Source organism: Streptomyces sp. 1-11, assembly GCF_007176755.1.
In the GTDB taxonomy this organism is placed as follows: domain Bacteria; phylum Actinomycetota; class Actinomycetes; order Streptomycetales; family Streptomycetaceae; genus Streptomyces.
In genome coordinates, this window is record NZ_BJTV01000006.1 from 164779 (window position 1) to 189124 (window position 24346).

14 protein-coding genes and 3 tRNA genes are annotated in these 24346 nt (G+C 75.0%); 12 read left to right on the forward strand and 5 right to left on the reverse strand.

Annotated features, from left to right (window positions below; all coding sequences use genetic code 11):
- Positions 1–41 precede the first annotated feature (41 nt).
- Both TNCT1_RS14980 and TNCT1_RS14985 read left to right on the forward strand, forming a co-directional pair.
- Positions 42–1490 carry an acyl-CoA synthetase gene (locus TNCT1_RS14980; RefSeq protein ID WP_143631991.1) on the forward strand — a complete coding sequence of 483 codons (1449 nt, stop codon included), beginning with the start codon at positions 42–44 and terminating at the stop codon, positions 1488–1490.
- A complete protein-coding gene (locus TNCT1_RS14985; protein WP_143631993.1) occupies positions 1483–2826 on the forward strand; it encodes a carboxyl transferase domain-containing protein in 1344 nt (447 codons plus the stop codon). The genes TNCT1_RS14980 and TNCT1_RS14985 overlap by 8 nt, the downstream gene beginning before the upstream one ends.
- A 58-nt stretch (positions 2827–2884) precedes the next feature.
- Here TNCT1_RS14985 and TNCT1_RS14990 read toward each other — a convergent pair whose 3' ends face one another.
- On the reverse strand, positions 2885–6505 hold the full coding sequence (locus TNCT1_RS14990; RefSeq protein WP_143631996.1) for a S8 family serine peptidase: 3621 nt from the start codon (positions 6503–6505) through the stop codon (positions 2885–2887).
- Between the two features lie 209 nt (positions 6506–6714).
- Here TNCT1_RS14990 and TNCT1_RS14995 point away from each other — a divergent pair, with 209 nt between their 5' ends.
- The 5 genes from TNCT1_RS14995 (at position 6715) to TNCT1_RS15015 (ending at position 15823) form a co-directional block, all read left to right on the forward strand.
- On the forward strand, positions 6715–7098 hold the full coding sequence (locus tag TNCT1_RS14995) for a CU044_2847 family protein (RefSeq protein ID WP_143631998.1): 384 nt from the start codon (positions 6715–6717) through the stop codon (positions 7096–7098).
- On the forward strand, positions 7095–8804 hold the full coding sequence (locus TNCT1_RS15000; RefSeq protein WP_143632000.1) for a trypsin-like peptidase domain-containing protein: 1710 nt from the start codon (positions 7095–7097) through the stop codon (positions 8802–8804). Before TNCT1_RS14995 ends, TNCT1_RS15000 begins: the two co-directional genes overlap by 4 nt.
- Positions 8805–8827: 23 nt before the next feature.
- Entirely contained in the window at positions 8828–9859 is a 1032-nt protein-coding gene (locus TNCT1_RS15005; protein WP_143632002.1) for a MoxR family ATPase, read from the forward strand.
- Complete coding sequence (locus TNCT1_RS15010) at positions 9849–14645, forward strand: SAV_2336 N-terminal domain-related protein (protein ID WP_174266301.1); 4797 nt, start codon at positions 9849–9851, stop codon at positions 14643–14645. The genes TNCT1_RS15005 and TNCT1_RS15010 overlap by 11 nt, the downstream gene beginning before the upstream one ends.
- 140 nt (positions 14646–14785) lie before the next feature.
- Positions 14786–15823 carry a rod shape-determining protein gene (locus TNCT1_RS15015; protein WP_143632006.1) on the forward strand — a complete coding sequence of 346 codons (1038 nt, stop codon included), beginning with the start codon at positions 14786–14788 and terminating at the stop codon, positions 15821–15823.
- Between the two features lie 40 nt (positions 15824–15863).
- On the opposite strand, the gene TNCT1_RS15020 is transcribed toward TNCT1_RS15015, so the two are convergent.
- A complete protein-coding gene (locus tag TNCT1_RS15020; protein WP_143632007.1) occupies positions 15864–16808 on the reverse strand; it encodes an anti-sigma factor RsbA family regulatory protein in 945 nt (314 codons plus the stop codon).
- Between the two features lie 210 nt (positions 16809–17018).
- On the opposite strand from TNCT1_RS15020, the gene TNCT1_RS15025 reads away from it, so the two are divergent.
- The gene (locus tag TNCT1_RS15025; RefSeq protein WP_143632009.1) at positions 17019–17714 is read left to right on the forward strand and encodes an ANTAR domain-containing protein; all 696 of its coding nucleotides are present in this window, start codon (positions 17019–17021) and stop codon (positions 17712–17714) included.
- A 418-nt stretch (positions 17715–18132) separates the two neighbouring features.
- On the opposite strand, the gene TNCT1_RS15030 is transcribed toward TNCT1_RS15025, so the two are convergent.
- The 3 genes from TNCT1_RS15030 to TNCT1_RS15045 form a co-directional block, all read right to left on the reverse strand.
- Positions 18133–18206: transfer RNA gene (locus TNCT1_RS15030), tRNA-Ile, on the reverse strand.
- A gap of 176 nt (positions 18207–18382) precedes the next feature.
- Positions 18383–18455 (reverse strand) — tRNA-Asn (locus TNCT1_RS15040).
- Between the two features lie 6 nt (positions 18456–18461).
- Positions 18462–18534, reverse strand: a tRNA-Asn gene (locus TNCT1_RS15045).
- A gap of 159 nt (positions 18535–18693) precedes the next feature.
- Between TNCT1_RS15045 and TNCT1_RS15050 the strand changes: the two genes are divergently transcribed.
- The 4 genes from TNCT1_RS15050 (at position 18694) to TNCT1_RS15065 (ending at position 24336) form a co-directional block, all read left to right on the forward strand.
- Complete coding sequence (locus TNCT1_RS15050) at positions 18694–18999, forward strand: YtxH domain-containing protein (protein ID WP_143632013.1); 306 nt, start codon at positions 18694–18696, stop codon at positions 18997–18999.
- Positions 19000–19082: 83 nt separating this feature from the next.
- On the forward strand, positions 19083–20537 hold the full coding sequence (locus TNCT1_RS15055; protein WP_143632015.1) for an FGGY-family carbohydrate kinase: 1455 nt from the start codon (positions 19083–19085) through the stop codon (positions 20535–20537).
- A gap of 140 nt (positions 20538–20677) precedes the next feature.
- Positions 20678–22411, forward strand: a complete 1734-nt coding sequence (locus TNCT1_RS15060) for an ABC transporter ATP-binding protein (RefSeq protein WP_143632017.1) — start codon at positions 20678–20680, stop codon at positions 22409–22411.
- On the forward strand, positions 22411–24336 hold the full coding sequence (locus TNCT1_RS15065; RefSeq protein WP_143632019.1) for an ABC transporter ATP-binding protein: 1926 nt from the start codon (positions 22411–22413) through the stop codon (positions 24334–24336). Before TNCT1_RS15060 ends, TNCT1_RS15065 begins: the two co-directional genes overlap by 1 nt.
- The last annotated feature ends 10 nt before the right edge of the window (positions 24337–24346 follow it).

The following is a 24346-nucleotide window of genomic DNA, read 5'->3' on the forward strand; positions in this document are numbered from 1 at the left end:
GAAGGGAGGGCCGAAGCCCCCGAGTCCAAGGAGTGCGCCGCGTGTCCTCCCTCTTCCCCGCCCTGGTGGACGGCCCGGTCGACCGGGTCGCCCTGCGGTTCGGCGAGCGGTCGCTGACGTACGGCGAGCTCGCGGGCGCCGCGGGCGCGCTCGCCGCGCGCCTGGCCGGCGCCGGCCGGGTCGCCGTGTGGGCGACCCCGGAGCTGGAGACCGCCGTCGCGGTCACCGGCACGCTGCTCGCCGGTGCGGCCGCGGTGCCGCTGAACCCGAAGTCGGGCGACAAGGAGCTGGCGCACATCGTCTCCGACAGCGCGCCGGACCTGGTCCTGGCCGCGCCCGGAGCCCGGCTCCCGGCCGCGCTCGCCGGCCTGGCGCGAGTGGACGTGGACGCCGGCCCGCGCGGCCCGCTGCCCGAGGACGCGGCCGGCGACGGCGACCCGGCGCTGGTCGTCTACACCTCCGGCACCACCGGGCCGCCCAAGGGCGCGGTCATCCCGCGCCGGGCCCTGACCGCGACCCTGGACGCGCTCGCCGACGCCTGGCGGTGGACCGAACGGGACGTGCTGGTGCACGGGCTGCCCCTGTTCCATGTACACGGGCTGGTGCTGGGCGTCCTCGGCCCGCTGCGCCGGGGCGGCTCGGTGCGCCACCTGGGGCGGTTCGGCACCGAGGGCGTGACGCGCGAGCTGAACGCGGGCGCGACCATGCTCTTCGGGGTGCCGACGATGTACCACCGCATCGCCGAGGCCCTCCCGGGCGATCCGGAGCTGGCCAAGGCGCTCGCCGGGGCCCGGCTGCTGGTCTCCGGCTCCGCCGCGCTGCCCGTGCACGACCACGAGCGGATCGCCGCCGCGACCGGCCGCCGGGTGATCGAGCGGTACGGCATGACGGAGACGCTCATGAACACCAGCGTGCGGGCGGACGGCGAGCCCCGGGCCGGGACGGTCGGGGTGCCGCTGCCGGGGGTGGAGCTGCGGCTGGTGGAGGAGGACGGCACGCCGCTCACGGAGTTCGACGGGGAGAGCGTCGGCGAGATCCAGGTGCGCGGCCCGAACCTGTTCACCGAGTACCTCAACCGGCCCGACGCCACCGCCGCCGCGTTCACCGCGGACGGCTGGTTCCGCACCGGCGACATGGCGGTGCGCGAGCCCGACGGCTACGTCCGCATCGTCGGGCGCAAGGCCACCGACCTGATCAAGAGCGGCGGTTACAAGATCGGGGCGGGCGAGATCGAGAACGCGCTGCTGGAGCATCCGGGGGTGCGGGAGGCGGCGGTCACCGGGGAGCCGGACGCGGACCTGGGCGAGCGGATCGTGGCGTGGATCGTCCCCGCCGACCCGCAGGCGCCGCCGTCCGACGCCGAGCTCGCCGACCACGTGGCCCGGCGGCTCGCCCCGCACAAGCGGCCGCGCGTGGTCCGCCACCTGGACGTCCTGCCCCGCAACGACATGGGGAAGATCATGAAGCGGGCGCTGGTGGCCGATGCCTGAGCGGCGGTCCGCACGGGAAATGCTCGCGCTGGTCGCGGACGCGGCGAGCTTCACCGAACTCCCGCCTCCCCTCGGGGGCTTCAGGGCCGACGGCCCCCTCGCCTGGGAGGGCTACGACGCCGCGCGCGCCGCGGCCGCGGAGCGCACCGGCGAGGACGAGTCCGTGGTGTGCGGCACCGCCGGCGTCGACGGCACCCGGGCGGTGCTGATCGCCTTCGAGTTCGGCTTCCTCGGCGGCTCCCTCGGCGAGCGCACCGGCGACCGCCTGGAGGCCGCGTACCGGCACGCCCGCGCCCACCGGCTGCCGGTCGTGCCGCTGGTCGCCACCGGCGGCAGCCGGATGCAGGAGGGCATGCTCGCGCTGACCCAGCTCCAGCGGGTGGCCCGCGAGTCGGCGCTCACCCGGGAGGCGGGGCTGCCGCAGATCGCGGTGCTGCGGGACCCGACGACCGGCGGCGGCTGGGCCACCCTGGGCGCCGGGGCCGACGTGGTCCTGGCCCTCCCCGGCGCCCAGGTGGGCTTCGCCGGTTCCCGGGTACGGCCGCCGGACGCCGATCCGGCCGCCTACACGGCGGAGGCACAGGTGGCCGCGGGGTCGGCGGACGCGGTGGTGCCGCCCGGGGAGCTGCGCCGGACGCTGGGGCTCTGGCTCAGGCTGCTCACCAGCCCGGCGCGGGAGGCCCCGGCGCCGCACGCGCTGGGCGCGCCCGCCCTTCCGGAGACCGGCTGGGCGGCCGTCCTGCGGGCCCGCTCCGCCGAACGGCCGCGCGCCCGGGCCTACTTGGACACCTACTTCACCCGCCGGGTGGCCGTGCACGGCGATCGCTGCGGCGGCAGCGACCCCGAGGGCATGCTCTGCGGGTTCGGCGAGCGGGACGGCCGTACGGTGGCCTACGCCGCGCAGACCGGGGCGGCGACCCGGCCCGCCGGGTACCGGACCGCGGCCCGGCTGATCCGGCTGGCGGACCGGCTGGGCATCCCGGTGCTGACCCTGGTGGACACGCCGGGGGCGGCCAATGACGCCGAGGCCGAACGGCAGGGGGCCGGCGCCGCGATCGCCGAGGTGTTCGGGGCGGTGGCGGCCGCCCGGGTGCCGATCACCACGCTGGTCATCGGCGAGGGCGGCTCCGGCGGGGCTCTCGCGCTTGCCGCGCCCGGCAACACCTGGGCCACCCCGGACAGTTACTTCTCGGTGATCGCCCCGGAACTGGCGGCGGCCATCCTGAAGCGGGCGCCCGAGGAGGTGGAGGCGACCGCGGGACAGCTGCGCATCCGCCCGCAGGACCTGGTGGAGCTGGGCGTGATCCGGGGCGTCATGTACCACCCCGGGCCCTGAGGCCCCCCGGCCGGCCCTGGGAGCGGGGGCGGCCCGTGGACCGCCCCCGCTCCCAGGGTCACCGCACCCCCACCGCCCGGGTGATCTCCTGGGTGACCGAGCCGCCCCTGTCGTCCCGGGCCGAGGCCCGCAGGGAGACGTGGGCGGCGTCGCGCGGCACGGTCAGGGTGCCGTGCCAGGAGGCGTTCCTGTCCGCGGTGAGCGGGACGGTCCGCCAGGTGGCGCCGTCGTCGTAGGACGCCTCGAGCCGGCCGCCGCCGAGGGTTCCGGTGCCGGAGGCCTTCGCCACGTACGAGGCGGCGATCCCGACCGGTACGCGGTGCCCGGCGGGCACCGTGCCGGCCAGGTCGGTGTCGACGTCGAAGGCGAGGTTGATCAGCGGCAGGTAGGTCCAGCGGTCCTCCGGGGTGGCCGCGGACCGGAACGTCCACTCGCTGTGGCCCTCGGTGCCGGGCTTCCAGAGGCCGGGGTCCGCAGCGGTGTCGGTGACCACCTTGTAGGTGTGCTCGTCGGCGGGCGCGTCCCACACGTAGGCGGTGGAGCCGCTGGCCCGTCGGCCGACCAGCGTGCCGTCGAGGTAGACGGCGGTGGTCTGGCTCATCCCGCTGCCCTCGCTCCACACGTCGCCGAAGCCGGTGTGATCGGGCCCGGAGTCGCCCCAGCCGGGGGTGTTCAGCTGGATCTGGTTCCCGGCGCGCTGCTGCCCCCAGCCGAGGCCGGTGCCCAGCCACGGGTGCCACACCGGACGGAACCAGTTCAGCTCCGGCCGCGAGCCGCCCTCGTAGCGCACCAGTCCGCTGCGTTCCTCGAGCGCCCCGTCGCGGGCGGTGACGGACTCGTGCCAGAGCTGGCCGGGACCGGTGGAGACGTAGTCGGTGCGCTCGAACGGCAGGTCGACGCGCTCCTGGAAGCCGAGCCCGATGGGGAAGGTGCCGGTGATCGAGTACCGGAACTCCCCGCCGCTCATCGGCTGGGCGGCGTGGAACCGGTTGTGCACGGCGGCCAGTTGACGGCCGGAGGGCGCGTAGGTGAGGTCCCGGTCAGGGATCGCGCCGGGGTGCCCCTCGGACAGGTCGTACACGTACGGGGAGTTGCGGGTGCCGGTCATGTCGACCTTGCCGGCCGCCCGCAGCCGGGCCGCGTCCGCCTTGCTCACCGTGGCGATCTGCAACGGCCGGTCGGCGTTGTCGTCCGTGCCCCACCAGGCCATCAGCCGGCCGGGGGCGTCGTCCGTGACGAACAGCGCCTTCGCGCCCGCGTCCTGGGCCGCCTGGGCCAGCGCGGCCGGGTCGGCGCCGTCGGCGAGGTGCGCGAGCACCGCCTTGCCCGCGGCCCCGGTGACCGGCCCGTCGCCGACGTCGGTCAGCGCCAGCTTCGTACGGCCCTCGACGAGCGAGCCGCCCGCCTGCACGGTCGCCTCGTCGACGCCCTTGACCTCCAGCAGCGGCTTGGCGAGCCGCCACACGGTCCGGTACTCGAAGGCGCCCTCGGTGACCTTCGCGGTGGGCGCGGCGAAGACGCTGTCGTAGGCGAGCGGCACCTGGACCGCGCCGAATAGGTCGGCGCCGTTCGCCGTCCGGTCGTACTCCATGAGGAGCTGCCGGGTCTCGGTGCGCCGGTGGACGTCCGCCTTCACCTCGCGCAGCTTCCGTCCGTCCAGGGTGACGTCCCGGTCGCGGTCGAGGGTGATCTCGGGGGCGGCGAGGAAGCCGAGGCCGAGCGAGTCGGCGCCGTGGCTGCCGCGCACGTCGAGGAAGGAGGTCAGGCTGTAGGCGCCCGGCTTCAGCCGCAGCTTCAGCGTGCCGGTGTCGCCGACGTGCGCGGGCTGGGCGTCCTCGCCCTGGGCGAGCCGCTGCACGGCGAGGTCGGCGGCCGTGGCCGCGCCCGCGCGGTCCTTGACGTGGACCGTGAGCGTGTACCGCTCCTCCTCCTTGACCAGGCCGTACACGGTGTGCGCGACCGGGGTGCCGTCCGGCGCGGAGGCCACGATCTGGCCGCCGCTCTCCCCGACCGGGGCCTTCGAGCCGTCGCCGGTGACGGTGGTGGAGGCGCTGCCGTGCGCGGGGACCGTGAGCGCGGAGTCGGCGAGGGTCGCGACGCCCTCCGGTCCGCCCTCGACGGCCAGCGTCAGCCGGATGTCGGCGTCGGAGGAGTTGCGGTAGGTGAGGGTGCGGGTCACCGGCTTGTCGGCGTCGTACGGCCAGGCGTGGAAGCCGAGGTCGGCGCTGCCGGTGGCGGTGACGTCGGCCTTGACGGCGTCCGGCACGCTGACCCGTCCGGCGCCCAGCAGGTACGGGGACGCGTCCAGCCGGGTGGAGCTGGACATCAGCGCGTCCTTCAGGCGGGCGCCGGACCAGTCCGGGTGGGCCTGGGCGAGCAGCGCGGCCACTCCGGCGACGTGCGGCGTCGCCATGGAGGTGCCGCTCATCGTGGTGTACGGCCCGTCGCCCTCGGTGAGCTGGGAGCGGGCGGCGAGGATGTCGACGCCTGGAGCCGAGAGGTCGGGCTTGAGGGCGCTGTCGCCGTACCGGGGTCCGGCGCTGGTGAAGTAGGCCGCCCGGTCGCCGGAGTCCACCGCGCCTACGGTGAGGGCGGCGTCGGCGGCGCCCGGCGAACCGATGGAGGACGGCGCGCCGGTGTTGCCGGCCGCGACGACGAAGAGGGCGCCGGTCTCCGCGGAGAGGGTGTTCACGGCCTGCGCCATCGGGTCGGTGCCGTCGCTGGCCTCGGGCGAGCCCAGGCTCATGGAGATCACCCGGGCGTGCACGTCCCGCGCCGCCCACTCCATGCCCGCGATGATCTGCGACTCGCTGCCCGAACCCTGGTCGCTGAGCACCTTGCCGACCGCGAGCGTGGCCTCCGGGGCCACACCCCGCTCCGCGCCGTCGGAGGCGGCTCCGCTGCCGCCGACGGTGGAAGTGACGTGGGTGCCGTGGCCGTTGCGGTCGGCGACCTCCTGGCCCTCGATGAAGCTGCGGCTTTCGGTGACCCGGCCCTTCAGATCGGGGTGGGTCAGGTCGGCGCCGCTGTCCAGCACGGCGACCGTGACGCCCTTGCCGGTGAGGCCCGCGTCCCAGGCTGATGCGGTGCCGATCTGGGCGTTGCTCTCGGCCATGTCGGCCTTGACCCGGCCGTCGAGCCAGACCTTGTCCACGCCCGCGTGCCGGGTGAAGGACCGCCAGAAGGTCCGGCCGCGGGCGGCCTCGACGGCGGCTCCGCGCAGGCTGGGCAGCGACCGGGTCCGCTCGGCGCCGGCCGGGGTGGCGGCGCGCGCGCCCTTGCCGTAGGTCACGATCAGCGGCAGCGCGTCCGCCTTCGCGTCGGTGAGCCCCTGCCGGATGAGCCCGCTCACGTCGAACAGCCGCCGGTCCAGGCGGCCGTCGCGCAGGTACGGCCGCGCCTCGTCCGGTACGACGGTGATCTCGCCGTCGTTCACCTGGGTCCGCACGGCGCCGGCGGCCCCCGGTGGCCGCTGGACGGTGACCGTCCTCCTCCCCTGCCCCAGGTCGGTCACGGTCACCTTGTCGCCGGTGACGAGGGTGACGGTGGTGGCGGTGTCCGGGGTGCGCCGTGCCGCGGTGACGGCCTGCTGCGCGACCGCCGGGCCGTTCGGCAACAGGGCGATCACAAGCCCCGCCGACAGCAGGGCCGCCCCACGCCTGACTGGTCCTCTGGTCATCCACGCCTCTTCTCGTGTCGAGCGCGTCGAGTGCTGGGACGAGTGTCATGTGCCGTGTGTGACAGCGGTGTTGACCGTTCATGGCGGAAAGGCGTCCTGGCGGCTTCCCGCCAGCGGCGGCGCGGACGAGCGGCGGAACCCGGGACACCGAGGGTGACCTTCCGTCACAATGGAGCCGGCCGAGGGCAAGAGCACGGGGGCGGAGCGCTATGGGCAGACTGGTGGAGTTCACCACGGAGGACGGCGCGGTCGTCGTCGTGGAGATCGCGGATCCGGCGACCGGCACCCGGCTGGTCTCGCGCGGCGAGAACCCCGCCGTACAGGCCGCGCGCACCTTCGAGGGCACCCTGGACGGCGTGCGCGCCGCGGCCCAGTCCGCTCTGCGCGTCTTCCGCGACGGCTCGCTGCGGCCCGACTCCGTCGAGCTGGAGTTCGGCGTGAAGCTGACCGCGGAGGCCGGAGCGATCATCGCCAAGGGCGCGGCGGAGGGGCAGCTCGTGGTCCGGCTGGGATGGAAGTCGGACACGCCGTCCCCGCAGACCCCTCCCGTCCCCGCCCCCGCCGCCGTGCCGGAGCCCGCTTCCCGCTCATGAGGGGGCAGGCCTGGCACGCCCGGATCGAGTGCGGGGGCGCGGTGCTCGGCGCGGGTTTCCTCGTGGCCCCGAGCAAGGTGCTGACCTGCGCGCACGTCGTGGCGGGCGGCTCCGCCGGCGACCTCACCGTGTCGTTCCCGGGCCGCCGGGACCTCGCCGGGGTGCCGGCGACCGTGGCCGTGCACGGCGGCTGGGCGGGCGGCGACACCGACCCCGGCGACCTCGCCGTGCTGGAACTGGCCCGCGAGGTCGGGCTGCACCCGGCCGGGTTCGCCCCGCCCGGCGCCGAACAGGGCTTACCCGCACCGCCGTTGGAGGCCTACGGCTTCCCCGAGGGCTACGACGGCGACGGCCAGATCGCGGAGTACCGGGCCGTGTCCGCGCAGCGGATCGCGGACGAGTGGGTGCAGCTGGAGGCCGTCACCGGGCACGGGCAGCCGCTGCGGCACGGGTTCAGCGGGGCGGCGGTGACCCTGAAGGACGGCCGGGTGGTCGGCATGGTCGTCCAGATGGCCGCCGAGCCGGACGTCCGGGTCGCCCGCATGCTGCCCACCGAGGTGATGACCCGCTACTGGCCCGGACTCGGCGAGCTGCTCCCGCCCCCGGCCGGCGGCCCGGACCCGGCGGCGGGGGCGTACGAGCTGGTGCGGCGCCTGGACGAGCTGGTGCGGCTGGCGGAGACCGAGAAGCTGGAGTGCAGACCGGACCAGCTCTTCGTGGACGCCGTCGGCGGTTTCGGCCCGGAACCCCCGCCGGGCGGATTCGCCTCGCTGCGGGCGGCGGCCGACTACGTGCGGTGGGAGGTCCCGGAGCCCGCCGAGGCGCTGGCCAGGTTCGCCGGCCGGCTCACGGAGCTGCTGGACGGGCCCGCCCGGCCGGCCGGGCGGGCGGCGGGACCGGCCGGATGGGCGCCGATCCTCGTCGAGATCGACCGCAGCGGCGCGGGGCAGGACCAGGTCACGGTCGCGGTGTCGGCGTACCGGCAGGGGCAGCGCCGGCCGGTGGGCACGGTCCGGCTCACCCGCGCCGAGGTGCTCCGCCACGTGCAGCGGAGCATCGACGAGGCCTTCACCCATCTGGCCCCGGACGCCGAGGAACTGCTGACCTTCGTGCTGCCCCGGGACTGGCTCGACCTGCCGGTGGCGCACTGGGCGTGCAGCGCGGACGATCCGACCCCGCTGGGCTGCGCCCACCCGGTGGTCGTCACCGAGGGCGCGCGGTACCGCAGCAACCGGCTGCGGCACCGGCTTGGCAAGAAGTGGCAGCGGCTGTCGGCGGGCTCCGCCGCGGCCCTGCACCGCGTGGACTGCGGCACCCTCGCGCAGCCGTTCGGCGTGCGCAAGCGCCTGCGCGACAGCGACGCGGACCTCGCGGGCTTCGCCGGCCCGCCCGGCGCGGTGCCCGAGAGCTTCAGGCTGGGCCTCTACATGCCCGTACCGATCCTGCTGTGGTCGCGCTCGGGCTGCGGCGGCGGTGCCGGGCACGACGACGCGCCCTGCCCCGGCGGCGCGTTCCTCGACGCCCTCGCCGCCCGCCTCGAAGGCGTCCCGCCGGCCGAACTCCCCCGCCACGTACAGGAGCTGCGGGAGGAAGCGCTGGCGGACGACGATCCCGGACGGCACTGGGCGCGGGACATCCAGCTCCTGTGGGACGACCCCCGCTGTTTCCCCGACCCGACCGCCAGCCTGCACTCGCCCGTCGGCTGACCCGCAGAGAAGGACCGCGTCCCATGCCCCTGTGGCCCGTGTACACCGGCACCGAGGAGCCCCACGACGGCATCTCCCTGCTGCCCGATCCACCGCCCTGGCGGGCCTTCGACGGCGGCCCGGCGCTGGCCACGCCCGCCGACGGTGCCGACACCGCGGCCGCCTCGCCCGACCGCAGGCACCGCGCCGAGACCTACCGGGCCACCCCGCAGGCGGTGCAACTGGTCAACGCGGCCCTCTACCTGCGCCGCCCCCTGCTGGTCACCGGCCCGCCCGGCACCGGCAAGTCATCCCTGGCCTACGCGGTGGCCCGCGAGCTGCGGCTCGGCCCGGTGCTGCGCTGGAACATCACCAGCCGCAGCACCCTGCACGACGGCCTCTACCAGTACGACCCGCTGTCCCGCCTGTACGCGGCCCGCCGTGCGGCCGCCCGGCCCGCGCCCGGCGGCCAGGACCACGCCGACGGCATCGAGGACCACCTGCGCCTCGGCCCGCTCGGCACCGCCCTCCTGCCGTACGCCCGGCCCCGCGCCCTGCTCATCGACGAGATCGACAAGAGCGACCTGGACCTGCCCAACGACCTGCTGAACGTGCTGGAGGAGGGCCAGTACGAGATCCCCGAACTGCTCCGCACCCGCGACGCGGAGAACCCGCGGGCCGAGGTGCTGATCGACGGCACCCACGAGCGCGTCCCGGTCGAGCGCGGGCGGGTGCGCTGCCGCGCGTTCCCGTTCGTCGTGCTGACCAGCAACGGCGAACGGGAGTTCCCGCCCGCCTTCCTGCGCCGCTGCGTGACGCTGCGGCTGCGCCAGCCCGACGACGCCCACCTCGCCGCCATCGTCCGCGCCCACTTCGACGGCGAGCCCGAGCCGTACGCCCAGACCCTGATCAGCCGGTTCCTGTCCCGGGTGAACGGCGGCGACCTGGCCACCGACCAGCTCCTGAACGCCATCTACCTGGCCCGTTCCTCCGATCTGTCCGCCGAGTCCCTGGACGAGCTGGCGCGGCAGCTCATGCCCTACCTCGGTGAGGCCCACGACCCCGATGGCTTCTGACGCGGACGGCTCCCGGGGACCGCTCGCCCGCCTGGCCGACGGCCTGGCCCAGGCGGTGGGCGGGGCCCGCCCCACCCCGCTGGAGCTCGCCGAACTGCTCTGGCTGGCACGGTGCCTGGAGCCGCCGCCCGAGGAGCCGCCGGGTCCGGCCGCGCGGCCGGCGCCGGACGCCGCGGACGTCCAGCGGGAGGAACCGCCGGAACCTCCCCGGCCGGAACCCCCGGCCCCGCCCACCGCGCCCACCGCGCCCACCGCGCCCGCGCTCCCCCGGCAGCCCCGCGTCCCCCTCCACCTGCCCGCCCACGGCCCGGGCGCCGGCCGCCCGCACACCGCCCTGCGGGCGCCCGCGCCCCCGATGCTCCGCCACCCGCTGGCGCTCCAGCGCGCCCTGCGTCCGCTCAAGCTCCGCACCGACGCCCCGACCGGGCACCGGCTGGACGAGCGCGCGACGGCCGACCGCATCGCCCGCCTCGGCGCGGCCCCCGAATGGTGGCTGCCGGTGCTGGGCCCCGCCCGTGAGCGCTGGCTGCGTCTGAACGTGGTCCACGACACCGGGCCCACCATGCCGGTCTGGCGGCCCCTGGTCCGCGAACTGCACACCGCGCTCGCCCAGTCGGGCGTGTTCCGCACGGTGACCCCGGCCCGGCTGGAGCCCGACGGCACGGTGCGCGGCGCGTACGCCCCCGCCGACGGCCGCACGGTCACCCTGGTCATCAGCGACTGCATGGGCCCGCAGTGGCGGCCGGGCCCGGCCGGGGCCCGCTGGGAGGCGACGCTGCGCCGCTGGTCGCACCGGCTGCCCGTGGCCGTGGTCCAGCCCCTGCCCGAACACCTCTGGCGCGACACCGCCCTGCCGGCCGAGCCCGGCCTGCTGACGGCCCCGGGCCCGGCCGCGCCCACGGCGGCGCTGGCCTTCGCGCCGCACGACGCCGACCCGGCGCCGTACGCCCGCCGCGGGGCCGTCCCGCTGCCGGTGCTGGAACCCGACCCCGGCTGGCTGGCGAGCTGGGCGGGGCTGGTGGCCTCGCCCGGCGGCAGCGCGTTCCCCGGCTCGGCCGCGCTGGTGGGCCGCCCGCTGGACCCGGCGGCCCGCACCGACCTCGCCCGGCTGTCCCCCGAGGAACTGGTGCTGCGCTTTCGCGCGACCTCGTCGCGGGAGGCCTTCCGGCTGGCCGGGCACCTGGCCCTCGGCCGGGCCGACCTGCCGGTCATGCGCCTGGTCCAGCGCGCGGTCGAGCCCGCACCGCGCCCGCAGCACCTGGCCGAGGTGATCCTCAGCGGCCTGCTCACCACCGCGCCGGGCCCGCCGGGCTCGTACGCCTTCCGGCCCGGCGTCCGGGACCTGCTGCTGCGCTCCCTGCCGCGCTCGTCCCGCGCCGCCACGGCCGGACTGCTCGACCGGGTCGGCGCCCTGATCGAGGAGCGGGCCGGCTCGGCGCCCGGGGAGTTCCGGGCGGTCACCCCGGCGGCCGGCGGTGCGGAGTCGGCCCCGGCGGACGGGGCGGCGTTCGCGACGGTACGGCCGGACAGTGTGCGCCGGCTGGGCGGCGGCCGGACGGCGCCCGCGGAGCCGGACGGCAGCCGGTACCGGCTGCTGGAGCGGGTGACGGAGCACGGCAGGGTGTGGCGGGCGGAGGACCGCACGGCGGGGCGGACCGTGGCGATGCGACTGCTCGGCACGGTCCTGGACCCCCGGCGGCCGGAGGCCGTCGTGAGGGCCGCGAACCGCCTGAAGGAGCTGCGCCACCCGAACGTGGTGACCGTCCTCGACGCGGGCGTCACCGACGGCACCCCGTTCATGGTGATGGAGTACCTGGACGCGATCCCGCTGAACGCACTGGCGGCGCCCGGTGGTTACCGCCTCCCGGCGCCCCTGGTGGTGTCGGTCGGCGCACAGCTGGCGCGGGCGCTCGCAGCCCTTCACACGGCCGGCGTCGCACACGGCGGACTCGGCATGGCCCGGGTGCTGCTGCTCCCCGACGGGCAGGTGAAACTCGCCCACGCCGAACCCGGCCGGAGCGCCGGACCGCAGGGGCGGGCCGGCGACCTGCACGCGCTGGCCGAGCTGATGCTGCTCCTGGCCGCCGGCACCGCCCGCGTGCCGCGGCCCCTCACCGCCGACCGGCTGCGGCATCTGCCGCCGCCGCTGCGGGAGCACTACGCGCACGCCCTCGGCCTGCTGACGTCGTCCTCGCCCGTCGACCAGGAGCGGGGCCGGGCGATGCTCGACGACGCGGAGCAGCGGACGGCCGCCCTGGGTTCGTACGACCGGCGGCGCTACCGTCTGCTCGGCCCGGTGACGGTCAGGTCCGCGGGCGCGGAGCAGCCGCTCGACGCGTCCGGCCGGGCGGTGCTGGCCATGCTGCTGCTGGGGAACGGCCGCGCGACGACCCACCAGGAGCTGCGGGCCGGGCTGTGGGGTGCGGCCGACGCGCGGCACGACGGGGCGGACCTGGAGCGGGCCGTCGCCCAGGTCGCCGCCGCCGTGGGCCCCGGCGCGCTGGCGCGGCTCCCCGCCGGCTACGCCCTGCACACCAGCGCGGACTCGGTGGACCTCAGGGACTGCGCGGAGCTGCAGAGCACGGCCGAGGCGCTGGCCGCCCGCGGTGAGCCGGCCCGGGCCCGCGAGCACCTGGAGACGGCCCTCGCCCTCTGGTACGGCGAGGAACCCCTCAGCGGCGTCCCCGGCCCCGCGGCCCGCGCCGCCCGCCCCCGCCTGTCCCAGCTCCGGCACACCCTGTGCCGCAGGCGTGCCGAACTGGACCTGGAACTGGGCGAGTACGACCGCGCCGCCAGGAACCTCACCGCCCTGCTGCACTCCCACCCCGCCCGTGAGGACTACCGCCGGCTGCTGCTGATCGCGCTGCGCGAGCTGGGCCGTCTGGAAGAGGCGCTGGAGGTGTTCGAGGAGTACGAGCTGACCGGGGGCACCAACCCCGAACTGCTGGCGCTCGGCCACGAACTGCGCCGTGACCACGCCGACTCCCAGGATGCCGGCGGCCCGCGCCGGGCGACGGACGCCGGCCCGGCGGCCACCGACCCCTACCCCAACGACCTCGGCGAGGAGGGCCCGTTCCCCACCGAGGACGACCTGCCCTCCCTGCTCTTCGACCCCGACGACTCGCCGCGGGAGGCGCCGCTGCCGCAGAACGAGGTGCCGGAGAGCCTGTTCGCCGACGAGCCGCCCGCCCCCGCACCACCGCCGTCGCGGGTCGCGGCCCTCTTCGAGTACGCCGGCGGCCCCCGCGAGGCGGACGACCTGCCGGCTCTGGGCCGGGCGGTGACCCGGCTGCTGACGGGTGGCCGGCTAAGCCCGGACGACTACAGGATGCGCGCTCGGGACGACGGGTACGCGGTACTGCTGCGCCCCGGAGCGCCCGTGCTGCCCCTGCTCGGCGCCACCCTGCGGGAGCTGGCGGACCGGGTGGCGGAGACCGGCCGCGCGCGCTGGCGGGTGACCTTCCTGGCCGGCGACGACGAGGAGGTGGCCTGGCCGCCGCCCGAGGACCTGGTCGACGACGTCCTCACGGCGAACACGGCCCAGGGCATCGCCGTCCTCTCCCCCTCGCTGCACCGGGAGCTGCTGGCGAGCGGGTACGACGGTCCCGCCCCGCAGGCCCTGCCGGGCGCCGACGGCCGGTACGTCCTCGCCCGGGCCCCGCGGCCGGGGACGGCCGGCCCGGTCCACGGTCCCTTCCTGCTGCCCCTGGGGCTGCCGCTGCCGCAGCCCGCGGGCCACACCCGGAGCGTCGTGTACGCCACGAGTCCCGGACTCACCCTCGCCCGGGACAGGCGGGCCACGTTCTACTACGAGGTGGACCTCACCGACCGCAGCCTGCCGCTGGAGGAATCCGGGCCGCCCGTCGACGGGGCCCCGGTGTTCAGGGCCACGGGTACGGCGGTGTGGCGGGTGACCGACCCGGTCGGCGCCGTCCGGGCCGGCGCCGAGCGCGACATCTCCGGCCTGGTCACCGGACACCTGCGGGACTGTCTGCGCGAGGTCTCGCTGGCCTACCCGCCCGGCTACGCCCGCCAGGCCCAGGCCGCCCTGGACACGCAGCTCGGCCGCCTGTCACCGGCCTGGAGCGCGGTCGGCTGGAGGGTCGCGCTGACCCCGGTCGCCGCACGGCGCACGCCCCCGCGCCCGTCGCCGGGCGAGCGCCGGCTGGCCGGCGCGCTGGGCGCGGCGCGGGCGGTCGTCCTCGGTCTTGACGGCACGCTGACCCGGTTCGGCACGGAGTGGGGCGACCTCGCGCACCGGCACCGGGGAGGGCGGGCCGCCCGGCCGGAGGATCCGCTGGACCTGCTCCGCCCGGCCGTGCGGCGTTCGGCGAGCGCCGTTGCGCTGGAGGCGGAGCTGGCCGCTCTGGAGCGGGCGGCCGCCCAGCGGGCGACGCCCGTCCCGCACGCAGACCTGCTGGTGCGCACCCTGGCGGCGAAGGGCGTGCCGCTCGCGGTGGTGACCGACCGCGACCGGCAGGCCGCGGTGGCGTACCTGCGCCGGCGCGGCCTGTTGGACTGCCTGCCGGGCCGGGTCCACGGGCGCGACGGGGTGGGCGACCGGCTCATGCCCGGACCCCGGGCGCTGCTGGAGGCGGCCCAGCGGCTCGGCGCCGGCCGGCGCGACTGCCTGGTGATCGGGTCCAGCGACGTCGAGCGGGAAGCCGCACGGTCAGCGGGCATGGTCTTCGTGCACGTCGGCGCCGCGCCCCAGGACGTGTTCGCGCCCGACCTGTTCACCTGCGAGGAACTCCTCCCCCTGCTGCGTGCCGCACGGACCCTGTGAACTGCGGCGCCGCGGCCGCCCCCCGTTCAGCGGCACCCCGCCCGGCCCCCTCCCGCAGGCGCGCCGACGGTGTCCCCCGGAGGATGTGGGGGAAGCCGCCGTCCGGCCTCCAAGGCCCCGCGTACTCGGGAGGATCCGCCGTGACCGTCAGCCTGGAGCAGTTGCGCCGCTGTCACTTCGCCGTCGACCTGGGCGCCGCCCGTACCCGGGTCTATGTGAAGGGCGCCGGGCTCGTCGTCGACCAGCCATCGGTCGCGGCCGTGAACACCCGGACGGGCGCGCTGATAGCGGTGGGCGAGTTCGCGGAGAAGATGACGGGCCGGACACCGGGTTACATCAGGGTCGTGCGGCCCATCTCCGGTGGCACCGTCGTCGACATCGAGATGGCGCAGCGCATGCTGCGGCAGCTGCTCGGCGACAAGACGCGCCGTGCCCTGCGCCGCAGGCCCCGGCTGCGGGCGGCGGCCTGCACGCCGCACGACGCGGACCCGCTCGCCCGGCGGGCGACGATCGAGACGCTGGTCGGGCTGGGGGCGCGCCGGGTGGAGCTGGTGGACACGCTGATCGCCGCCGCGGTGGGGTGCGGGCTGCCGGTGGAGCGGCCCGAGGCGACCATGATCATGGTATGCGGGGCGGCGGCCACGCAGGTAGCCGTGCTCTCCCTCGGCTCGCTCGTGACCGCCGAGCGGATCCCGGTCGGCGGTGAGGCGGTCGACAACGCGATCGTGCAGCACCTGCGGCTCGAACACCGGCTGCTGCTGCCCAGCCAGGCGGTACGGCCGCTGCAGCTCGCCCTGTCCGGCGACGGGCTCGGCCTGGACGGGCCGGCTCTGACGGAGATCCACGGGCGGGACGTGGTCACCGGGCTCGCCCGCAGTGTGCGGGTCGAGACGGCGGCCGTCCGCAGCGCCCTGCAGACCCCGCTGACGTCGATCCTGGACGGCATCGGCAAGGTGCTGCGCGAGTGCCCGCCCGACCTGGTGGCCGACCTCGCCGACCGCGGGATCGTGATGGTCGGCGGCTCCGCCCTGCTGCCCGGGCTCGACCGGATGCTGCGTCAGGCCACCGGCGTGCCGGTGTACATCGCGGAACGGCCCGAGCTGTGCGCGGTCCAGGGCCTCGGCGCCATGCTGGAGGGCACCGTGGAACCCCTCGTGCTGGACCCGCGCGCCGCCTGAGCCGGAGCGGGGCGACGCGACGGCCGCTGACGCGGACGCGCTACCGCGCGAGGTAGGCGCGGATCGTCGTGCCGGACCGCGCCGTGTGCGTCCGGACCAGGTCCGCCAGCAGGTTGACCAGGAGCAGTCCGCGTCCGCCGCTGCGGCCTATGACGGCGGGACGGCGGCCGGCCAGCGGATCGGTCAGCCTGCCCCGGTCCCGGACCTCCAGCAGCACGTGCCCGTCCTCGGCCCACATCGTGAGCGCCCCCGTGCCCCCGCCGTGGACGACGCTGTTGGTGGTCAGCTCGGCCGTGATCAGGGACAGGTCCTCCAGCCGCAGGCCGGTCAGACCGAGCCGGCGGCCGTGCTCGGTGACGAGGCGCCGGGCCCTGGAGAGGGCGCCGCCGCCGTAGGCGAGGGCGAGGACTGCGGGTCCGGGGACCGGCGGGAGCGGCAGCGGCCGGTTGTAGCGGGCGACGACGCCCTCGGGGTCGTAGGTCTCGCTGGGGCGGGGTTCGGTGGCGCCCGGCGGTATGACGACGGGGTGGTTGGCGTGGGCGTCGGCGAGTGCCCGCTCGCTCAGGCGCGCGCTGTCGTAGGGGCTGAGGACGGTCACCTCGCGGCCCCGGAACGCCGTGTTGACGAGCGCCTTGTGCTGGGCGCAGGCGGGGTACTCGGCGGCGCTGCGGTCCGCCCACACCGACTCGCCGACGATGCGCACGCGCCGGCCGGGCGGGCGGCCGTCGGCGAAGGCGTGCAGCACGCCGGGGATGATCCGGCCGGGGTTGCGTCCGGCCTCCCGCATGTCCAGGCACCGCACGGCGCCCGCGTCGGCGCCCAGCGCGTCCCGGATCAGCCGCAGCTTCTCCCCGGGCACGGCGACCGCGACCGGCTCACCGGCGGCCAGGGCGCCGCGTACGAACGGCACGACGCCGCCGAGGTACTGCTCGGTGTCCGTGTAGAGGAGGGCGGGGTTCTCGAAGGGTCCCGGGGCGGCGGTCACGACGCCGCCGCGTCAGGACGGCGCACGGCTGCGGGCGGCGCGGCGGCGGCCGGCAGGGGCCGCGCCGGCTCCGGCACGCTCACGGCGTCCTGCGGCGGGACTGGAAACACGAGGCCAAGTATGCCCCCCGCGGCCGCCGGGCCGGTGTAGGGCCCGCGGCGCTGGGGCAGGCGAGTGGACGAGCCAAGAGGATCGATGCGGGGCGGAGAGATGACCTCAGCGGCACGAGACCCGTACACCGGACGGCTGGACGCACTGGCCGTCGAGGGACGGACCGAGCGCGACCGGGCGTTCCTCCAGGCGCGCGGGGAACTGGTCCACGGCTGCGCGGCCACGACGGCGAGAGCCCTGGCCGCCCTCCCGGCGGACGTCGGCCGGGTCGAAGTGGACGTGGCGGACGTGTCCTTCATGGACACCTCGGGCCTGGGTTTCCTGGACGTGCTGGGCGAGTACGGCCGCCGGCGCGGCGTGCCGGTCTCGGTCACGGGCTGGCGGGGCCAGCCGCGCCGGGTGCTGGAACTGGTGGGCCTGGACGACACCGACCCGCTGCCGCCCGCGCCGTTCGCCGGCTCGCCCGCCCGCGGCGCCTCCGCGGTGGCCCGTGAGCGGGCCGAGCAACTGCGGCTGCTGCGGGCGGAGATAGCGCAGTTACGGCACGCGATCGACTCCCGCCCGGTGATCGACCAGGCGCGGGGCGTCCTGATGGCCGCTCACTCCTGCACCTCCGAACAGGCCTGGGACGTCCTGCGGGAGGCGTCCCAGCGCACCAACACCAAGCTGCGTGACGTGGCGGGCGCGCTCACCGCGAGCACGGCGCCCGACGGCCCGGCGCCGCCCGAGTCCCTGCGGGCCGCGCTGCGCGCGGCGGTGGCCCGCCACGTGCCGCCGGCCCGCGAGGACGGGTGACGGGCCGGTGGCGGCGCGCGGACCGGTGACGGCGCGCACGGCGGTCAGTACGGGAGGATGCGCCCGGAGGGCGTCCTGCGGTCGATCTCCTGCTCGCGCGGGGCGGCGGGCCGGCGAATGACACGTACCCGGATTCGACGGTCCATGACGCCCTCCTCCTGCCGGCGCCGCCCCCGCGGCGGCTCCCGGTAGGAGGTCCGTGCCCAGCGCAGGGCATGTCCAAGCCAAAATGACGGCAACTCATGACCATTCGAGGGTCGTCGGCCGAACGGCTTGACGGACACGGGCGATTCGTCCAGACCCCGGCGGCCCGGCCGGGCGGCGGCCGCGGGCCGCGAAAAAAATCGGCGTCCTCGGCGTGGCGCCGGAAGGAGAGACGTTTCTGCGGGAGTAGTACTGATGCGGGAGCAGTACTGAGTGGGGCGGGTGGGACTCGAACCCACGGCCGACGGATTATGAGTCCGCTGCTCTAACCGGCTGAGCTACCGCCCCATAGCGGCGTGTCGCGTACAAGTGTGCGCGCCGTCTGCCGCAGCATAGCCGCTCATACGATCTCCTGCTTCGGATGGTCGGCTTCCGCGCTGCTTCCTGACCTTGGGGACTTCACCAGGTCGGCGCCGGTTCCCAGGGACATGAAAAAGGACCCCGGAGGGTCCTCGTTCAACGCGCTCCCCCGACTGGACTCGAACCAGTAACCTGCCGGTTAACAGCCGGCTGCTCTGCCAATTGAGCTACGGAGGACCGAAGCTCCCCCGACTGGACTCGAACCAGTAACCTGCCGGTTAACAGCCGGCTGCTCTGCCAATTGAGCTACGGAGGATCGCCTCGTTGCATCGAACGCACCTACCTGGGTATTCGCCAGGGGGCGCGCGCTCGCTGCGACACATACATTAGCGCAAGCAGGGGGGTGCTCCGCCAATCGGTTCTCCCCGGCGTCGACGCCGCACCAGAGACCTCAGACACGGGAAGGGTGGCAGCCATGCGCTACCGGCTTACGTTCATCGCCGGAGTGGCCCTCGGTTACGTACTGGGCACCAGGGCCGGACGCGAGCGCTACGAGCAGCTGAAGAAAACGGCTCGCCGGTTCGCGGAGAATCCCGCCGTCCGGAACACCGCGGAGACGGCGGCCCAGCAGGGCCGCCAGTACGCGGGCAAGGCGTTCCACACGGTCAGCGACAAGATGGGCGACCGCGTCCCGGCCTCGGTGGCCCAGCGCGTGCGCTCCCTGCGCGAGCGCAACGTGAACGGCACTCCCGAGGACGACTGGGGCACCAGCGACACGTGAGGCGCGGCCGCCGGTGACGCGCGCCGGGGGCCCTCCTCCTCCCACGGCCGAAGCAGGCGCCGCGATGCGGCAGAATTTTCGCCATGGGGATAGTCGCCGGCTTGGACAGCTCACCCGATTTCACGCGCATCGTGGTCTGCGACACGGACACCGGAGCCGTGCTCAGGCAGGGGTACGCCCCGCACCCCGTCGAGACGCCGGACGGGGGCGGGCGCCCGAGTGACGTGGACCCGCAGGCCTGGCTGCTCTCCCTGGGCGAGGCCGCGGGGGGCGGGCTGCTGGAGGGCGTGCAGGCCATCGGCGTGTCGGCGCAGCAGAACGCGCTGGTCCCGCTGGACGCCCAGGGCAACACCGTGCGGCCCGCGCTGGTCGGCGGGGACAAGCGGGCACAGGTCGCGGCGGCCGACCTGGCCGACGCGCTGGGCGGCCGGGAGGCGTGGGCCCAGGCCGTCGGTTCCGTGCCGCAGGCCGCGCAGCCGGTGACCAAGCTGCGCTGGCTCGCCAAGAACGAACCCGAGAACGCGCAGCGCACCGCCGTGCTGCTGCAGGCCCACGACTGGCTGGTCTGGCAGCTGCTCGGGCGGCCGGTGCGGCGGACCACCGACCGCGGCGGGGCCTCCGGCACCGGGTACTGGTCGGCGGCGACCGGCGGCTACCGGCCCGACCTGGTCGAGCTGTCCCTGGGCCACCAGGCGATGCTGCCCGAGGTGATCGGCCCCTCGGACGCGGCCGGCACCACCCCGGAGGGACTGCTGATCTCCGCCGGGACCGGGGAGACCATGGCCGCGGCCTTCGGGCTCGGCATCGGACTCGGGGACGCTGTCGTCTCCCTCGGGGCGTCCGGGTCCGTCATGGCCGTGCACCCGGAGGCGCTCGCCGACCAGTCCGGGATGATCACCTCTTTGGCCGACGCCACCGGCATGCACCTGCCGGTCGTCACCACCCTGAACGCCGTGCGCACCCTGCGCGGCACCGCCGAACTGCTCGGCCTGCCCGATCTGGAGAGCCTGTCCGACCTGGCGATGAAGTCGACGCCGGGCTCGCACGGGCTGGTGCTGCTGCCGTATCTGGAGGGTGAGCGGACACCGCACCTGCCGCACACCGCGGGCACGCTGGCCGGGCTGCGGCGCGAGTCGATGAAGCCCGAGCACCTGGCGCGGGCCTCCTTCGAGGGCATGCTGTGCGGGCTCGCCGACGCCCTGGACGTGCTGCGCGGGCGGGGCGTCGAGGTTCGGCGGGTCTTCCTGCTCGGCGCGGCCGCGGAACTGCCCGCCGTGCAGGCGGCGGCGCCGTCGCTGTTCGGCGCGCAGGTCGTCGTGCCGCAGCCCGCCGACTACGCGGCGATCGGCGCGGCCCGGCAGGCCGCCTGGGCGCTCGGCGTGTCGCAGGGATCGCTCGACCCGCGCACCCCGCCGGCCTGGCACGGCGCGGCGGCGCAGGTGCTGGAGCCGGGTGAGGAACTGGCCGTGGGTCAGGCCGTGCGGCAGCAGTTCGTCTCGGTACGGGAGCAGACGCACCCCGGGGCGTTCCGCCCCTGACACCCCTGACACGCCCCTGACTCGGCCGGGCAAGAGTACGCCGATGGGTTAATCGGTTGAGGTAACGCGGGTGGAGTGTCCGACGATAGGGGCGAAGGGCGCACCGACCAGCCCTTGTCGCCGACTCCGAGAGACGTAGCGTGCTCATACGACTTCTGCGGACCTATCTCAGGCCCTACAAGAAACCCATCGCGTTCCTGGTGCTGCTGCAGTTCCTGCAGACCTGCGCCACCCTCTACCTGCCCACGCTCAACGCCGACATCATCGACAAGGGCGTCGTGAAGGGTGACACGGATTACATCCTGTCCTTCGGCGCCCTGATGATCGGCATCTCGCTCGCCCAGGTCGTGTGCAACATGGGCGCCGTGTACTTCGGCGCCCGCACCGCCTCCGCGCTCGGCCGGGACGTGCGCGGCGCGGTCTTCGACCGCGTCCAGTCGTTCTCGGCACGTGAGGTGGGTCACTTCGGCGCGCCCTCGCTCATCACCCGTACGACGAACGACGTGCAGCAGGTCCAGATGCTGGTCCTGATGTCGTTCACCCTGATGGTCTCGGCGCCCATCATGTGCGTCGGCGGGATCGTGCTGGCGCTCGGCCTGGACGTGCCGTTGTCCGGGGTGCTCGTCGCCGTCGTCCCCGTGCTCGGCATCTCCGTGACGCTGATCGTGCGCCGGCTGCGGCCGCTGTTCCGCTCCATGCAGACGCGTCTGGACACGGTGAACCGGGTGCTGCGCGAGCAGATCACCGGCAACCGGGTGATCCGCGCCTTCGTCCGCGACGAGTACGAGCAGGGCCGGTTCGGGAAGGCGAACGGGGACCTGACCGAGATGCAGCTCGCCACCGGGCGGATGCTCGCGCTGATGTTCCCCATCGTCATGACGGTGGTGAACGTGTCGTCCATCGCGGTGGTCTGGTTCGGCGCCCACCGCATCGACAGCGGCGGGATGCAGATCGGCGACCTGACGGCGTTCCTCGCCTACCTGATGCAGATCGTCATGTCCGTGATGATGGCCACCTTCATGTTCATGATGGTGCCGCGCGCCGAGGTGTGCGCCGAGCGCATCGAGGAGGTCCTGGGGACCGACTCGAGCGTGGTGCCGCCGGTCGCCTCGGTGACCGAGCTGCGCCGGCACGGGCATCTGGAGATCCGGGGCGCGGGCTTCCGCTATCCGGGTGCCGAGGAGCCGGTGCTGAAGTCCATCGAGGTGACCGCCCGGCCGGGCGAGACGACCGCCGTGATCGGTTCGACCGGCAGCGGCAAGTCGACGCTGCTCGGCCTGGTCCCGCGGCTGTTCGACGCCACCGAGGGCGAGGTCCTCGTGGACGGCGTGGACGTCCGGGACGTCGACCCCGCGCTGCTCGCCAGGACCGTCGGGCTGGTGCCGCAGAAGCCGTACCTGTTCGCCGGGACGGTCGCGACCAACCTGCGCTACGGCAATCCGGACGCCACCGACGAGGAGCTGTGGCACGCGCTGGAGGTCGCGCAGGCCAAGGACTTCGTGAGCCGGCTGGAGGGCGGGCTCGACGCGCCGATCGCGCAGGGCGGCACCAACGTCTCGGGCGGTCAGCGGCAGCGGCTCGCCATCGCGCGCACGCTGGTGCAGCGTCCCGAGATCTACCTCTTCGACGACTCCTTCTCCGCGCTGGACTACGCCACCGACGCGGCGCTGCGCGCCGCGCTCGGCCGCGAAACCGCCGAGGCGACCGTGGTGATCGTCGCCCAGCGGGTGGCCACCATCCGGGACGCGGACCGGATCATCGTGCTGGACGAGGGACGGGTGGTCGGCGCCGGCCGCCACCACGAGCTGATGGCGACCAACGAGACCTACCGGGAGATCGTGCTCTCCCAGCTGACGGAAGCGGAGGCCGCCTGATGGCCGGGCCCATGGGACGCATGATGGCTGGCGGTCCCGACCAGCGCTCGATGGACTTCAAGGGCTCGGGCAAACGGCTGGTCGCCCAGTTCCGGCCCGAACGGGCCACCATATGCGCGCTGCTGGTGTGCGTGGTCGTCAGCGTGACCCTGAGCGTGCTCGGCCCGAAGATCCTGGGCCGGGCCACCGACCTGGTCTTCGCCGGCATCGTGGGCCGGCAGATGCCGGCCGGGGCCACCAAGGAGCAGGTGCTCCAGTCGATGCGCGAGCGTGGCCAGGGCCAGATCGCGGACATGCTCAAGGGCACCGACTTCACCCCCGGCCAGGGCATCGACTTCCAGGCCGTCGGGCACGTGCTGCTGCTCGCGCTCGGCACCTTCCTGGTCGCCGGTCTGCTGATGGCGGTCGCCACCCGGCTGGTCAACCGGGCCGTGAACCGCACCATGTACCGGCTGCGCGAGTCCGTGCAGGCGAAGCTGTCGCGGCTGCCGCTGTCGTACTTCGACAAGCGCCAGCGCGGCGAGGTGCTCTCCCGGGCCACCAACGACATCGACAACATCGGGCAGACGCTGCAGCAGTCGATGGGCCAGCTCATCAACGCGGTGCTGACCATCATCGGCGTGCTGGTGATGATGTTCTACGTCTCCTGGCTGCTGGCGCTGGTCGCGCTGGTGACCGTTCCGCTGTCGTTCGTGGTCGCCACCCGGGTCGGCAAGCGGTCGCAGCCGCACTTCGTGCAGCAGTGGCGCACCACCGGCAAGCTGAACGCGCACGTCGAGGAGATGTACACCGGGCACACCCTGGTGAAGGTGTTCGGCCGGCAGGAGGAGTCGGCGAAGCAGTTCGCCGAGCAGAACGAGGCGCTGTACGAGGCCGCGTTCCGGGCGCAGTTCAACAGCGGCGTCATGCAGCCGCTGATGATGTTCGTGTCGAACCTGAACTACGTGCTGGTGGCGGTGGTCGGCGGCCTGCGGGTCGCGTCGGGCGCGCTGTCCATCGGTGACGTGCAGGCCTTCATCCAGTACTCGCGGCAGTTCTCGATGCCGCTGACGCAGGTCGCCTCGATGGCGAACCTGGTGCAGTCGGGCGTCGCGTCGGCGGAGCGGGTCTTCGAACTCCTGGACGCGGAGGAGCAGGAGGCGGACCCGGTGCCGGGCGTGCGGCCCGAGGAACTGCGCGGACGGGTGCGCCTGGAGCACGTGTCGTTCCGCTACGACCCGGAGAAGCCGCTGATCGAGGATCTGTCGCTGACGGTGGAGCCCGGGCAGACGGTGGCGATCGTCGGTCCGACCGGCGCGGGCAAGACCACGCTGGTCAACCTGCTGATGCGGTTCTACGACGTCTCCGCCGGGCGCATCACCCTGGACGGGGTGGACGTGCGGCGGATGTCCCGGGACGAACTGCGCTCCGGCATCGGCATGGTGCTGCAGGACACCTGGCTGTTCGGCGGCACCATCGCGGACAACATCGCCTACGGCGCCGCGCGCGACATCACCCGGGGCGAGATCGAGGAGGCGGCCCGGGCGGCCCACGCGGACCGGTTCATCCGCACCCTGCCCGACGGCTACGACACCGTGATCGACGACGAGGGCTCCGGGGTCAGCGCCGGTGAGAAGCAGCTCATCACCATCGCGCGGGCGTTCCTGTCCGACCCGGTGATCCTGGTGCTGGACGAGGCCACGAGTTCCGTCGACACCCGTACCGAGGTGCTGATCCAGAAGGCGATGGCCAAACTCGCGCACGGGCGGACGTCGTTCGTCATCGCGCACCGGCTGTCGACGATCCGGGACGCCGACACCATCCTGGTGATGGAGAACGGCGCGATCGTCGAACAGGGCGCGCACACCGAGCTGCTGGCGGCGGGCGGGGCGTACGCCCGGCTGTACCAGGCGCAGTTCGCGCAGGCCGTGGCCGAGGTGGACTGATCCCGGCGGG